Source organism: Pleomorphomonas diazotrophica (assembly GCF_002844595.1).
Taxonomy (GTDB): domain Bacteria; phylum Pseudomonadota; class Alphaproteobacteria; order Rhizobiales; family Pleomorphomonadaceae; genus Pleomorphomonas; species Pleomorphomonas diazotrophica.
Window position 1 is genome coordinate 1 of record NZ_PJNW01000021.1, and the last position, 14,652, is coordinate 14,652.

A 14,652-nucleotide genomic window follows, 5' to 3' on the forward strand; every position below is an offset into this window, starting at 1 on the left:
GGTCTCGCGGATGATGCGCTCAACCTCGTCGCCGGTGCCCACCGGCACGGTCGACTTGGTGACCACCACGGTGAAGCCCTTGACCGCCGCGGCGATCTCGCGGGCCGCGGCATAGACATAGGAGAGGTCGGCATGGCCATCGCCGCGCCGCGACGGCGTGCCGACGGCGATGAACACCACGTCGGCCTCGGCCACCGGACCGGCGAGGTCGGTGGTGAACGTCAGCCGGCCCGCCCGGACGTTGCTCTCGACCAGCGCATCGAGACCGGGCTCGTAGATCGGGATCTCGCCGCGCCCGAGCGCTTCGATCTTCTCCACCGCCTTGTCCATGCAGACGACGTCATGACCGAAATCGGCAAAGCACGTCCCAGACACAAGACCAACGTAGCCAGAACCTATCATCACGATCTTCATGGGAAGCTCTCCTGAAACGATGCGCGAAGGCCGGGCCTTCGAGCCAACGTCAAATGGCTCGATTTCCACTCTACTCGGCGCCGTCATTTCACGGCGGGCCGTCATTGTCGAGTGGCTTTGCAGGACATGTCTCGCCGGAACTCGGCCTGACCAAACGCCCATGGCCGATGCGCGCCTAAAGCTGTAGACAACGACTATGGCAAGACGGTCCTGGCACAAGAGCGTGGATACCCGCGCCGAAATTCTCGACGAGGCGGAACGCCAACTGCAGGCGGCCGGCTATGCCGACATGACGATCGGATCGATCGCCAAGGCGCTGGGCATGTCGCCGGCCAACATCTTCAAGAATTTCGGCAACAAGGCCGGCCTGATCGACGCGGTGGCGCTGCGTTGGGTGATGGAGCTCGACGCGGCCATTGAGACAACGGCGGACATACCCTCGCCGTCGGATCGGCTCAGGGCCTTGGCGCATCTCATCCTCAAGACGCATCTTGCCCGTGGCGAGACGCCGGCTCGCCTGGCCATCTTGATTGGCCTTGGGTCAACACCGCCACCGAGCGCGCTTGCGTTCTTCCAGCGGTTGCTGGAGCGGCTTGAGCAGTTGATCGGCGATGGCGTCGCCGCCGGCGAGTTTGCGCCTTGCGACGGTGCGATCACCGCGTCGGCCGTCTGTGACTGCCTGATAACCATTCTCGACCCCGCCGCTGTGGTGCGCGGCCGAACCATTTTCACCGTCGAGGAGATGACGAGAAAGTGTGACCAGCTGATCGATTTCGTGATCCGAGGGCTCAGCCTCCGCGCTTGAAAAGTGACAATCTGCCAAATATGGTACTTTTGCTGGCTTGGCAAAGTTGGCAAGCGAAGCTGGCTTCGAAGGTCTGTTCACATTGTCGTTCCGGCTTTGCTCGCGGATTGACTTTGGGATCTGTCGAACGTCTTCTCCGATTCCGCATGCAATCACGGCTTTCGGCTGCCGTCGCCGATTGGCCGGAGTTTCCGGCCTTGTGAGACGGACAGCCGTTCATGTGGCCGTCTTCTGGTTGTGTTGGCCGCTCGGGTGCTGTCCCGACGGATGTTTCGTCTTGTGGGGTGGGGGCGTTGATGAGACCGGTTCGGCTTGTTTCCTTTCTCCTGTCGGTGACCATGCTCGCCGGCTGTGCCGTTGGTCCGGATTTCGAGCGGCCCGGCCTCGATCCGGGAGCAGGCTATCTCGGGGGCGATGACGCGAAGGCCGGCCGCGCGACGGGCACCAGCGTCGCCTACGGTGCCGATGTGCCGGGGCGCTGGTGGGAGCTGTTCCGCAACAAGGAACTCGATGCCCTCATGAAGCAGGCGGTCGAGCGGAATCCCGATCTAGAGGCGGCGCGGGCGACCTTGAAGCAGGCCAACGAACTGGCGCTGGCCGAGGGTGGCAGCCTGTTCCCGAGCCTGTCGCTATCGAGCAGTGCAACGCGCACCGATTCGACCGGCTCCACCAACGTCGGCATCTACACGCTCTACAACGTCACGCCGTCGCTTTCTTATCCGCTCGACATTTTCGGCGGCACTCGCCGCTCGGTGGAAGCGGCGCGGGCGTCGGCCGAGGCGCAGGGTTTCACCGCCGAGGCGACCTATCTGACGGTGACATCCAGCCTGGCGAGGGCCGTCATCCAGGAAGCGTCCTATCGCGAGCAGATTGCCGCCTCGCAGGAGGTGATCGCCTCCTACAGGGAACTGCTCGACGTCCTCAACAATCAGGTCAGCGTGGGCACGGCGGCGCGAGCCAACGTCCTGCAGCAGCAGGCGGCGCTCGCACAGGCTCAGGCGTCTTTGCCGGCCCTGCAGAAGGCGCTGGCCCTGCAGCAGAACACCATCGCCGCGCTGATCGGCGATTTCCCGAATCAATATGCTTCCCGCAAGTTCCGCATCGCCGGTCTCCGGTTGCCGCATGCGCTGCCGCTCAGCGTGCCCTCGGCTCTTGTCGAACAGCGGCCGGACGTGCGGGCGGCGGAAGCGCAGTTGCACCGCGCCTCGGCAGAAATCGGCGTTGCTACCGCCGCCATGCTGCCGCAACTGACGCTCTCTGCCTCGCTGCCGAGTTCGGCAGCCGAGCTCGGCGACCTCTTTGCATCCTCCACCACCGGCTGGAGCATCGCCGCTGGCGTCGCCCAGCCGATCTTCCGGGGCGGCACGCTGGTTCACAACAAGCGGGCGTCCGAGGCCGCCTATGAAGCGGCGCTTGCCAATTACCGCTCGTCGGTGCTCGCCGCCTTCCGGGATGTCGCCGATGCGCTGCGAGCGTTGCAACATGATCGGCAGGCCCTCGCCGGCTATCTCGCCGCCGAAAAGGCGGCGAGGGAGAGCCTCGATCTGTCGCAGACTCTGTTCAAGGCCGGTACCGCGTCCTACACCGACGTGCTGACGGCGCAGTCCACCTACCAGTCAGCGCGCCTTGCCCGCGCGTCGGCCGAAGCCTCGCGCTATCTCGACGCGGTGGCGCTGTTCGAGGCGCTGGGTGGTGGCTGGTGGAACCGGCCGGACAATCTCGCCTCGCTCGCCAATACCGATCCCCAGAAGACAATGCCTTCCGTATCCGGAGATAAGAAGTGACGAATCTCAAGAAGCTGGCCGGTGGCGCGTTGCTGCTCGGTCTTGCGCTGCCGCTGGTCTCCGGCTGCGAACAGGTGGGCGCCGTGCTGCACAAGGCCGGCGACATGCTCGGCGCCAAGAGCGGCGGCGCGCCGGCCGGTGGTGCGGCAGGTGGAATGCCTGCGGGAATGCAAATGCCAACCCCCGAGGTCGGTTTCATCGTCGTCCACCCCGCTTCGGCGCCGATCGTCGAGGAAGTGGCCGGCCGAACGGCGGCGTCGGCTGTGGCCGAGATCCGGCCGCAGGTCGGCGGTATCATCGAGAAAAGGGTGTTCGAGGAGGGATCGCGCGTCATCGCCGGCGACGTGCTCTACCGGATCGACGCCCGATCGTATCAGGCGACGCTCGACGCCGCCAAGGCGGATCTCGAACGGGCAGAGGCGAGCGTGCCGAGCGCGCAGGCCAAGTTCGATCGCTACCAGGAGCTTGCGAACGTCAATGGCGTGTCCAAGCAGGACATCGATGAAGCCCGTTCGGCACTGCTGCAAGCCAAGGCTGCCGCAGCGGCGGCTGCTTCCGCGGTCCGTACGGCGGAGATCAATCTTGGCTATACCGAGGTGAAGGCGCCGATCTCCGGGCTAATCGGCCGCTCCTCGGTGACCGAAGGTGCGCTCGTCACGGCGGGGCAGGCCACGGCGCTTGCCACCATTCGCCAGATCGATCCCATCTACGTCGACCTCAGCGCTTCGAGCACCAGCATGAGCCGCATGCGGCAGGCGATCGAACGTGGTGGGGTGTCGGCCGGCAAGGAAGGTCCCAAGGTCACGATCAAGCTCGATGACAATGCGACCTACGAAGAGGTCGGCCGCATCATCTCAACCGAGGCCAACGTCGACGAGACCACCGATACCGTGACGCTCCGCTCAAGCTTTGCCAACCCGAAGCTTCAGCTTCTGCCCGGCATGTATGTGCGTGCGGCCGTTGAGATCGGCACCGAGGAGAACGTCTATCTGCTGCCTCAGCGGGCCGTGAGCCGCAACGTCACGGGACAGGCGACCGCCTATTTCCTTACGCCCGACAACAAGGTGGAGGCCCGGATACTGACGGCTGACCGAGCCCATGGTTTCAACTGGGTGGTGGAGAAGGGCATTTCGGACGGCGACCGGCTGATCATCGAGGGCGTGCAGAAGATCCGCCCCGGCATGGAGGTCAAGTTCGCCGAAGTTGAGCTCGGCGCCGACGGTCTCGTCAAGCCGGCGGCCCCTGCCGCGGCCCCGGCCAAGGCGCCCTGATCACTCAATACAGGCCGGTTGGCGGCAAAGGCCGCCTTCGGCTCGATCCGTGGCGCACGCGGTGCGTCAATTGATTTCGCTTCCGGATTCGCCCTGATGCGGCGGACCGACCTCGTCGAGGCAAGGCATGGCCCAGTTCTTCATCAATCGTCCCGTCTTCGCCTGGGTGATCGCCATCACCATCATGCTGGCAGGTATCCTTGCCATATCGACGCTGTCGATTTCGCAGTATCCGGAAATTGCCCCGCCAACGGTGCGCGTTTCCGCGACCTATCCCGGCGCCAGCGCCGAGACCGTCGAAAATGCCGTGACCAAGGTCATCGAGCAGAACATGAACGGCCTCGATAATCTGGAATACATGGAGTCGTCGTCAACGTCCGACGGCTCGTCCTCCATAACGCTGACCTTTTCCAACGGTACCGATGCCGACATCGCCCAGATGCAGACGCAGAACAAGCTGCAGCTCGTCGAGTCGCTGCTGCCTGACGCGGTCATCGATCAGGGTATCACGGTAACGAAATCAACCAGTTCGTTCCTGATGGCAGTGGGCCTCGTTTCCACTGACGGCAAGCTCACCGGCACCGATCTGGCTGACGTCGTCTCCACGCGCATCGAGGATCAGCTCCGGCGCGTCGATGGCGTTGGCGACCTGATGACCTTTGGCGGCGGCTATGCGATGCGCATCTGGCTCGACCCCAACAAGCTAAACAAATACGCACTGACGCCCAGCGATGTGGCGGCAGCCGTCCGGGCTCAGAACACGCAGGTTTCGGCGGGTCAGATCGGTGGCCGCCCCCTGGCGCAGGGTGCCCAGCTCAATGCGACCATCACCGCCCAGAGCCAGTTGCAGACGCCGGAGCAGTTCCGAAACATCATTCTGAAGACACAGCAGGACGGATCGATTGTTCGGCTGGGGGACGTGGCCCGTGTGGAAATCGGAGCGGAAAGCTACGCCGCCGACGCCTACTATAACGGCAAGCCGGCAGCCGGCTTCGGCATCAACCTGTCTTCCGGCGCCAACGCGCTCCAGACAGCCGAGAATGTGCGTACCACGCTCGATCGCCTGAAGCCGTCGCTGCCGCAGAACGTCGAGTATGTCTATGCCTATGACACCACGCCCTTCGTGCAGCTCTCGATCGAGAAGGTGGTCGAGACGCTGATCGAGGCGGTCGTGCTCGTCTTCCTCGTGATGTATCTGTTCCTTCAAAACCTCAGGGCGACCCTGATCCCGGTGATCGCCGTGCCTGTCGTGCTCCTGGGTACCTTCGGCGTTCTCGCCGTCATGGGGTATTCGATCAACACCCTCACCATGTTCGCCATGGTGTTGGCCATCGGCCTGTTGGTCGACGATGCCATCGTTGTCGTCGAAAACGTCGAGCGCATCATGACCGAGGAGAAGCTGCATCCCAAAGCGGCGACGCAGAAGTCGATGCGCGAAATTACCAGCGCCTTGATCGGTATCGCGCTGGTGCTGTCCGCCGTGTTCGTGCCGATGGCCTTCATGGGCGGCTCGACCGGTATCATCTACCGGCAGTTCTCGGTCACCATCGTGTCGGCCATGCTGCTGTCGGTCATCGTTGCCCTGGTGCTGACGCCGGCACTCTGCGCCACCATGCTCAAGCCAAGCCACGGCGGTCATCGTGGCTTCTTCGGTTGGTTCAACCGTCGGTTCGACGACTCCTCCTCCTTGTTCCAACGGACGGTCCGCGGCATCGTCGGTCGGCCGGTCCGCATGATGGTGGTGTTTCTGGCGCTGGTCGGCGGCGCCGCCTTCATGTTCGACAAGTTGCCGAGTTCCTTCATTCCCGAAGAGGACCAGGGCGTTCTGCTGGCCATGATCCAGTTGCCGACGGGTGCGACCATGGAGCGCACCAAGCAGGTGACCGACCAGATGACCGACTATTTCCTGAAGAACGAGCCGGACGCTGTGGAAGCCGTGATGGGGATCACCGGCTTCTCGTTCGCCGGTTCCGGTCAGAACGCCGGTCTCGCCTTCATTCGTCTCAAGGATTTCAAGGAGCGCACGGACCCTCGGCTATCGGCCCAGGCGGTTGTCGGTCGGGCCATGGGCGCCCTATCGCAGATCAAGGACGCAATGATCTTCACGCTGCTGCCGCCAGCCATGCCGGGTCTCGGCATCTCCGGTGGTTTCGACATGTACCTGCAGGACAATGCGGGCACGGGCCGCGCCGCTCTTGAGGCGGCTCGCGACCAGCTCCTGATGCAGGCGAATCAGAATCCCAAGCTGATGGCCGTGCGCGAGAACGCACAGGCCAACCAGATGCAGCTGCACGTCAACATCGACCAGGAAAAGGCCACGGCGCTTGGTATCAGCCTCGCCGACATCAACTCGATCATCACCACCGCCTGGGCCGGTTCCTACGTCAACGACTTCATCGATCGCGGCGAGATCAAGCCGGTGTATCTTCAGGGCGATGCGCCGTTCCGCATGACGCCCGACGATTTCAAGAGTTGGTACGCCCGCAACGGTTCGGGCGAGATGGTGCCTTTCTCCTCCTTTGTGGAGACCAACTGGTCGTTCGGTGCACCGAAGCTGTCGCGTTTCAATGGCGTGTCGGCGGTGAACATCCAGGGCAGCGCCAACGCTGCCGCCGGCGTCTCCTCCGGTGAGGCCATGGCTGAAATGGAAAATCTGGTCGCCAAGCAGGGTGGTGGGTACACCGCCGGCTGGATCGGGCTTTCCTACCAGGAACTGCTGTCCGGCGCCCAGGCCAACATGCTCTATGCGGTATCCTTCCTGGTGGTGTTCCTGTGTCTCGCGGCTCTCTATGAAAGCTGGACCATCCCGTTCGCCGTCATGCTGTCGGTGCCCATCTCGGTGCTCGGTACGCTTCTGGCGGCCAAACTGTTCGGGCAGTCCAACGACGTCTATCTCAAGGTTGGCCTGTTGACGACCATCGGTCTCGCGGCGAAGAACGCCATTCTGATCGTTGAGTTCGCGCGTGATCTCCAGCGGCAAGGAGAGGGGCTGATCGAGGCGGCGCTGCACGCCGCGCGCATCCGCCTTCGTCCGATCATCATGACGTCGCTCGCCTTCATCCTTGGCGTGACCCCGCTGGCCATTGCCACGGGTGCCGGTTCGGCGGCGCAGAATGCCATCGGCATCGGCGTGATGGGCGGCATGATCGCCTCTGTCACGGTCGGTTTGTTCTTCGTACCGCTCCTGTTCTATATCGTCATGCGGTCGAGCGAGCGCCTTGGCTGGAACAACCGACCGCCCGAAGATCAGGCGGCAGCCGAAATCTGAGCCAGTTCCAAACCAAAATCAGAAAAGCCCCGGTATTGTCGGGGCTTTTCCTTTTGATCGCCGCCATGGCGTTCGGGAGATGCCTCCGCATCGATCCAACAAATTTGACGCATGTACGTCGAAAATGACCTGCTCCAGGCTCAGCTATTCGTGTGATAATTGCCTGTGATGCCGATGGCCCCTTGTCCGAAGGTGAACCATCGGCCCGCGAGACAAGCTGGAGGAGCTCCATGGAATATCGCAAGCTCGGCCCGAGCGGCACGATCGTATCAGTCCATTGCCTTGGCGCCATGACGTTCGGCGACGAGGCCGATGAAGCGACCTCGTTTCGTCTGATGGACGATTTCTTTGCGGCGGGCGGCAACTTCATCGACACTGCTGATGTCTATTCCGCCGGCGTTTCGGAGGAAATCGTCGGTCGCTGGCTCAAGGCGCGCCCGACAGAGGCGAGGCAGGCGGTCGTCGCGACCAAGGGTCGCTTCCCGATGGGGTCGGGGCCGAACGATCTGGGGCTTTCCCGTCGCCATCTCGGCGAGGCGCTCGATGCTTCCTTGAAGCGTCTCGGTGTCGAGCGCATCGACCTCTACCAGATGCATGCGTGGGATGCGCTGACACCGATCGAGGAGACGTTGCGCTTCCTCGACGACGCGGTCAGCGCCGGCAAGATCGCCTACTATGGCTTCTCCAACTATGTCGGCTGGCACATTGCCAAGGCGTCGGAGATCGCCAAGGCGAGGGGTTACAGCCGACCGGTGACGTTGCAGCCGCAGTATAGCCTGCTGGTTCGCGACATCGAACTTGAAATCGTTGACGCCTGCCTTGACGCCGGCTTGGGGTTAATGCCTTGGTCGCCGCTTGGCGGTGGCTGGCTCTCGGGCAAGTACAAGCGAGATCAGATGCCGTCGGGTGCTACACGCCTTGGCGAGAACCCCAACCGGGGCATGGAAGCCTACGGCCCGCGTAACGCGGAGGCGCGCACCTGGAACGTCATCGGTGCGGTCGAGGATGTTGCCAAGAGCCACGGCGTATCGATGGCGCAGGTGGCCCTGGCCTGGCTGGCTGCCCGGCCGGCCGTCACGTCGGTCATTCTCGGGGCCCGCACGCCGGCGCAACTGGCCGACAATCTTCGGGCGGCCGACCTGCGACTTGCCGACGAGGCGATGGAGCGGCTCACCGCTGCCAGCGCACCAACCCCGCCCGATTATCCCTATGGCATCCAGGGTGTCGCCCAGCGTCATCGCAAGCTTGTGGGCGGGCGCTGACGGATGTTGCCGGAGATCGGTGGTATCCGCCTGATCTCCGGCTTCACTCCCCCTGCTGGATCGGGCGGCTCTGAGCGAAGCCGAGAGCCAGGATCATCATCATCATCATGACGATGGCCGGGATCTGCAAGCTGAAGTCGACCAGTGAATGGACACCGCCGGCCAGCACAACACCGGCGGCTGCCGCCGGTATCATCCAGTCCTCGCGGCGTACCGCAGCCACCGCGGTGGTTCCAGCGAGCAGGAGTACCGACAATACCACGGCCATCGTGGCAGGGATGCCGAGTTCGGCGGCCAGTTCAAGATAGAGGTTATGAGCGGCGTCGAAGGTCACGTCGGGGCTGATCGGATCCGATTTGACCGCCCTGAAAGCGTCCTCATAGGTTCCACCGCCGTAGCCGGTCAGCGGTCGCGCCGCGATGAGACCGAGCGTCTGTTCGTAGACCGCCAGCCGGATATCGGCGTCTCGGTCGACGGTGGCCATGCGCTCGAACAGGATGCCGCTGGTATTGGCGAGCACGGCACCTGCGACGAGGCCGGCGACGATCATTACACCGGCCAGGATGCGCCGGGCGCCCGTCGATCTGAATACGGCGATCAGGGCGATGAGGCCGGCCCCCAATGCGGCGACGAACATGCCCATTCGGGAGTGCGAGAAGGCGAGTGCCAGGCCGATCAGGGCGAGCGGCGCCACGTTGAAGCCCAACTGGACCAGAATCCGGCTCAACCCCGAGCGTGAAACGTCCTCTTCGTCGGTGCCGAAGATCAGGGCTACACCCATGATGGCACCGAAGGCGGCAAAGGTCGCAAAGCTGTTGCGATTGACGAAGACGCCAGTCGCGTCGCCCTGATAGGCTTCCTTGGGCAGGAACAGCAGGACATCGCCGAAAAAGGTCAGCGAGGCGAGCGCGATCAATGCATGTGCGGCGATGCCCAGATAGACCGCGCGGAACAGAATCTTGGCCCGTCGCTTCTCAACCGCCACCTGAAGCGCCAGCACGAAAAACAATGCATAGGTCAGATAGCGCATCAGCATGTCGAAGGTGGCGCCCGGCCCGATGGTGATCCGGCCGGCTCCATCCGACAGCGGTGACAATGCCGCCCATTCAGGCGCCGCCGCGAGGTCGAGCGGCAGAAGGGTCACCAGCATCCAGATGATCACAAGGCCGAACAGGATGACCGGGATGGCGAAGTTGGACAGCGGCAGGCGCGGCCTGACGTGGCCGCGATAAAGGCCGACAGCGTAAAACAGGCCGATCACCGCGACGACGGCGGCATAGAGCATGTAGAAAAAGGCTCGAATGCCGCCCATGGGCAGTGGCGCCAGAAGCGCTGTCGCCACCAGGGCCCAGCCGAGATAGTCATGGCCTTTCGACCGGCGGGACATACTGCTCCGATGCACCCTGTGCTGACGATTGGCCACGCTCGGCGATCCTCCTCAAAGACGGCGGCACTCTAGCGATTTCGCCGGTCGGGAGCTAGAGGATCCATCTTGAAAGTTGCACCCTTCCCGATGGCAGGCAAGCGGGTCGAAACAACGGCTTATGGCGCGCCTTTTCCCCCTTTTTCCTCAGGCATGCACAGACGGGCCGACTATCCCTCTCGTAGGGCGCCGGCCGCCTTCAACGCGGCCGAGGCGCGATTCTCGACACCGAGTTTCGCGTAGATCTGTTCAAGATGCTTGTTGACCGTGCGTGGAGAGAGGCCAAGGATCTCGCCAATGTCCTTGTTGGTCTTGCCGCGGCCGATCCAGAGCAGCACCTCCGCCTCTCGTGCTGTGAGACCGAACCGGGACCGCAGAAGCTCGGCATCGCCCGCTTCGCTACGCGCGAGCCGATAGAGGCGTTCGCCCGGTCCAGCGGCGCCCAAGGGTGCCAGAAGAAGCGGCGGGGCGTCCGGTATCGCAACCTCCAGAGGCCCGCCGTCATCCGCTGCCGCCATCTCGACCGCACCGGCAATGCCGAGACTGTCGATCAGCCGGGCTGCTTGTGGCGTTGCCCAGACGATGCGGCCGTCGGCGTCCAGCGCCACGAGGTGACGTCCCGCCGCGTCGAGGGCCGCCTGAGCCGAGAGATTGGCCCGGGCATTGGCGAGATGTACGCGGATGCGCGCCCTGAGTTCGTCGAGGTCGATCGGCTTGGTGAGATAGTCGACACCGCCGGAGGCGAGGCCGCGGACAATATGCTCGGTCTCGCTCAACCCGGTCATGAAGATCACCGGTACATGGGCGAGCGCCGGCAGAGCTTTCAACAACCGGCAAGTCTCGAAGCCGTCGATCTCCGGCATCACCGCGTCCATCAGCACGACGTCCGGCGTCACTCGACCAGCGATGGCAAGCGCCTGCCGACCGGACGTGGCGACCAGCACGATCACGCCGTCCGCCTCCATGGCTTCGGTGAGGAAGCCGAGCGTCTCGGGACTGTCGTCGACGACGAGCACGGTATCGCGGGTCTGGGTCATGAGGAGGTCATATCCTCGAGGGTGGCGGTGAAGCGGGCGAGATCGAAAGCGGCGAGGTGACTGCTGAGTGTCGCGATGGCGGCCGGGTCGGCATCCGTTTCGGCGAGGGCGGCGAGCTTGCCCTCCAGTCCGCGCACGTAACCGATGGCGGCAAGCGATTTCAGTTCGGCGAGATCGGCGGCGGAGAATACCGCTGGCGATCCGGCCGATGTCGAGATCGCCGGCTCGCCGGAGCCGGTTTCGAGGAAGCTTATGCCGAGGTGGTGGCCGAGCCGATCGAGCAGGTCGGCAAGCGAAAATGGCTTGGCGAGCAGATCGTCATGACCAAGATCGCTCGCCGGCATGGCGCCGTCGCCGATGTTGGCTGAGAGCATGACGATGGGCGTCCGGACACCTTTGGTCCTGAGACGGCTGACCAGTTGCCAACCGGTCATGCCGGGCATGCGGATGTCGACGAAGAGGATGTCCGGCCGGGCCGTTTCCATGAGGGCGAGGCAGACCTCGCCTCCGTCCGCCGTCAGGACGGTGAACCCAAGGGGCGCCAGCATCTCCACCATCATGTCGCGGTGCTCGGCATTGTCGTCGACCACCAATATGGTGCGGCGAGACCCGACATAGCCGGTTACGGGGCGGTCACCGTCGATGGCGGCGGCGCCGACCACGGCACCCAGCATCAGGCGGACCCGGAACGTGGTACCGGCGCCGGGCGCGGAGGTCATGGCAATGTCCCCGCCCATGGTCTCGACGAGCAGGCGGGTGATGGTGAGACCGAGACCCAGACCGGGGATGGTGGTGGAAGCAGCGTGCCGGCCGCGCTCGAAGGGCTCAAACACACGTCCTTGGTCGTCCTCGGGGATTCCGAGGCCGGTGTCCGCCACCGTGAAGCGTGCAACCTGGTTTCGATAATCGACGCCGAGGGTCACGGTACCCTTCTCGGTGAACTTGATGGCGTTGGAGAGAAGATTGACCAGCACCTGGCGCAGACGCTTCTCGTCGGTTCGGACGACGGCTGGAAGATCGGCGGCGCGGCTGGCGTGGAAGGCAAGTCCCTTGGCTTCGGCTTGAAGTGCGAACATACCCTCGATCTGGTCGAGGAGATCGTGGATGCGGACATCCGTCAGGCGGATACGGAAACGCCCCGCCTCAATGCGGGAAATGTCTAGGAGGCCGTCGATCAGGCCGGACAGATGCTCGGCCGAACGCCGGATGACGCCGACGGCGTTGCGCCGCCCATCGGCAATGGCCGGGTCGCGTTCCAGGATCTGGGCGTAGCCGAGCACGGCATTGAGCGGGGTGCGCAGCTCATGGCTGAGACCCACGACATAGCGGCTTTTGGCGTCGCTCGCGGCCTCGGCCTTTTCTTTGGCTTTCTGCAGTTCGGCGTCGGTCCGCTTGTGCGCGGCGATCTCCTGGAACAGCGCCTGCGTCTGGCGCGCGCTCTCCTCCTCGGCGACGCCCCGCGAATCGCGGGCCAGCACGAAGAACCAGACGACGACACCGATCACCACCGAGAAAACGAAGAACACCACGGCGAGCACACGACCGATGAGCACCGCCTCGCCCGGATGATCGACGGCGGCCTGACGATAGACGAACCACATGATGAGGCCCGACAGGGCGACCCATAGGGAGAGTTCGATCAGGTAGCGACCAAGGCGCGTGTTGGCTGCGGCGACGAGCGATGGTGGCAGCAGGCGCTCGAAAATCGTACGAGCCTGGGCGCCGAGCCGTGCCTTGGGTTTGCAGCGATCATGGCAGCGGGCGTCGAGCGAACAGCAGAGCGAGCAGATCGGCGCCTGATAGGCCGGACAGTAGGACATGTCCTCCGCCTCGAAGTCATGCTGGCAGACCGAACAGGTCAGCGTCGGCGCAAGGCTGTAGCTCCGACGCGGCTTGCGGGCCAGATAGAAACGTCCGTCCGTCAACCAGGCGATCAGCGGCGCCGTGGCGAAGGCGGCGACCAGCGCCACAAAGGGCGCAAAGGCCTCCGCCACCGAGCCGGCAATCCCGACGTGGGCAAGGAGACCGGCGACGGTGGCCACCGCCATCGCACCCACGCCAACCGGATTGACGTCCCAGAGATGCGCTCGCTTGAACTCGATGCCGGGTGGGCTGATACCGAGAGGCTTGTTGATCAGAAGGTCGGCCGAGATGGTCGACAGCCAGGCGACGGCGACGATGGCGAACACGGCGAGCGTCTGCTCCAGTGCCTCGTAGATGCCGATTTCCATCAGCAGCAGGGCGATGGAGACGTTGAACACCAGCCAGACGACGCGGCCGGGGTGGCTGTGGGTGAGGCGCGAGAAGAAGTTCGACCAGGCCAACGATCCGGCATAGGCGTTCATCACGTTGATCTTGAGCTGCGACACCACCACGAAGGCGGCGGTCAGCAGGTAGAGCCATGTTCCCTCCGGCAGCACGTAGCCGAAGGCGACGGCGTACATCCGGGCTGGCTCGGCGGCGTGCTCAATGGGAACGCCGCTCGAAAGGACGAGCACCGCCAGGAAGGAGCCGGCGATCATCTTGGGTACGCCGAGCACCACCCAGCCGGCGCCGGCGAGGAACACCGCGAGACGTCGCCGGCCGGAACCGGGCAGACGCGCCGGCAGGAAGCGGAGGAAATCGACCTGCTCGCCGATCTGGGCGGTGAGGGCCAGGATCACCGCACTCGCCGAGCCGAAGGCGACGAGATGGAAGCCGCCGCCTGATCCTCCGTCTCGTCCAGCGAAGGCCGCCCAATCGGAAAAGCTGGCGCCATCGGAAAAGGCAATGAAGACGAAGGGCAGGATGTTGAGCACGATCCAGATCGGTTGCGTCAGGATCTGGAAGCGGCTGATCCAGGCGATGCCGTGGGTGACCAGCGGAATGACAAGAAGCGTGGAGACGACATAGCCGGCCCAGAGTGGCAGGCCGAGGGCCATCTCCAGCGCCGTCGACATGATCGACGCCTCAATGGCGAACAGGATGAAAGTGAAGCTCGCGTAGATCAGCGAGGTGACCGTCGAGCCGATATAGCCAAAGCCTGCGCCCCGGGTCAGCAGATCGATATCGACACCGTGGCGGGCGGCCGTGCGAGCGATCGGCCAGCCGACGGCCAGCATGGCGAGGCTGGCCGCGACGATGGCGGCGACGGCATTGACTGTGCCGTAGGAGAGCGTGATGGCGCCGCCGATCGCCTCCAGCGCCAGAAAGGAGATGGCGCCGATGGCCGTCTGCGCTACGCGCTCCTGCGACCAGCGCCGTGCCGACTTGGCCGTGAAGCGTAGCGCATAATCTTCCAGTGTCTCGTCGGCGACCCAACGGTTGTATTGGCGCCGGATCGGAATGATGCGCTGTCGCGCCGCCATGCGCCTCGTCCCCTGTTTTTGCGGCAGACTGCCTGATTTTC

The 14,652-nt window shown here is 64.1% G+C and carries 8 protein-coding genes and 1 pseudogene; 5 read left to right on the forward strand and 4 right to left on the reverse strand.

Going from position 1 to position 14,652, the window contains the following annotated elements:
* Positions 1 to 414: pseudogene (locus CXZ10_RS20515) on the reverse strand (UDP-glucose/GDP-mannose dehydrogenase family protein); the annotation flags it as partial.
* A gap of 196 nt (positions 415 to 610) precedes the next feature.
* Here CXZ10_RS20515 and CXZ10_RS20520 point away from each other — a divergent pair.
* From CXZ10_RS20520 to CXZ10_RS20540, 5 genes are all read left to right on the forward strand, one after another.
* Entirely contained in the window at positions 611 to 1,219 is a 609-nt protein-coding gene (locus CXZ10_RS20520; RefSeq protein ID WP_101291238.1) for a TetR/AcrR family transcriptional regulator, read from the forward strand.
* Between the two features lie 296 nt (positions 1,220 to 1,515).
* Positions 1,516 to 3,003: an efflux transporter outer membrane subunit gene (locus CXZ10_RS20525; protein ID WP_180336111.1), complete on the forward strand. Its 1,488-nt coding sequence runs from the start codon at positions 1,516 to 1,518 to the stop codon at positions 3,001 to 3,003.
* Positions 3,000 to 4,274: an efflux RND transporter periplasmic adaptor subunit gene (locus CXZ10_RS20530; protein WP_101291240.1), complete on the forward strand. Its 1,275-nt coding sequence runs from the start codon at positions 3,000 to 3,002 to the stop codon at positions 4,272 to 4,274. Before CXZ10_RS20525 ends, CXZ10_RS20530 begins: the two co-directional genes overlap by 4 nt.
* Before the next feature lie 127 nt (positions 4,275 to 4,401).
* Positions 4,402 to 7,542 (forward strand): efflux RND transporter permease subunit, encoded by a 3,141-nt coding sequence (locus CXZ10_RS20535; RefSeq protein WP_101291241.1) that lies wholly within the window; start codon positions 4,402 to 4,404, stop codon positions 7,540 to 7,542.
* A gap of 230 nt (positions 7,543 to 7,772) precedes the next feature.
* On the forward strand, positions 7,773 to 8,804 hold the full coding sequence (locus CXZ10_RS20540) for an aldo/keto reductase (RefSeq protein WP_101291242.1): 1,032 nt from the start codon (positions 7,773 to 7,775) through the stop codon (positions 8,802 to 8,804).
* 43 nt (positions 8,805 to 8,847) lie between these two features.
* Here the strand turns inward: CXZ10_RS20540 and CXZ10_RS20545 are convergent, their stop codons facing one another.
* The 3 genes from CXZ10_RS20545 to CXZ10_RS20555 form a co-directional block, all read right to left on the reverse strand.
* Complete coding sequence (locus tag CXZ10_RS20545; RefSeq protein ID WP_101291243.1) at positions 8,848 to 10,191, reverse strand: O-antigen ligase family protein; 1,344 nt, start codon at positions 10,189 to 10,191, stop codon at positions 8,848 to 8,850.
* A 206-nt stretch (positions 10,192 to 10,397) separates the two neighbouring features.
* Positions 10,398 to 11,264, reverse strand: coding sequence for a response regulator transcription factor (locus CXZ10_RS20550; RefSeq protein WP_101291244.1), 867 nt, complete (start codon positions 11,262 to 11,264; stop codon positions 10,398 to 10,400).
* Complete coding sequence (locus CXZ10_RS20555) at positions 11,261 to 14,611, reverse strand: hybrid sensor histidine kinase/response regulator (RefSeq protein ID WP_101291245.1); 3,351 nt, start codon at positions 14,609 to 14,611, stop codon at positions 11,261 to 11,263. Before CXZ10_RS20555 ends, CXZ10_RS20550 begins: the two co-directional genes overlap by 4 nt.
* Between the last annotated feature and the right edge of the window lie 41 nt (positions 14,612 to 14,652).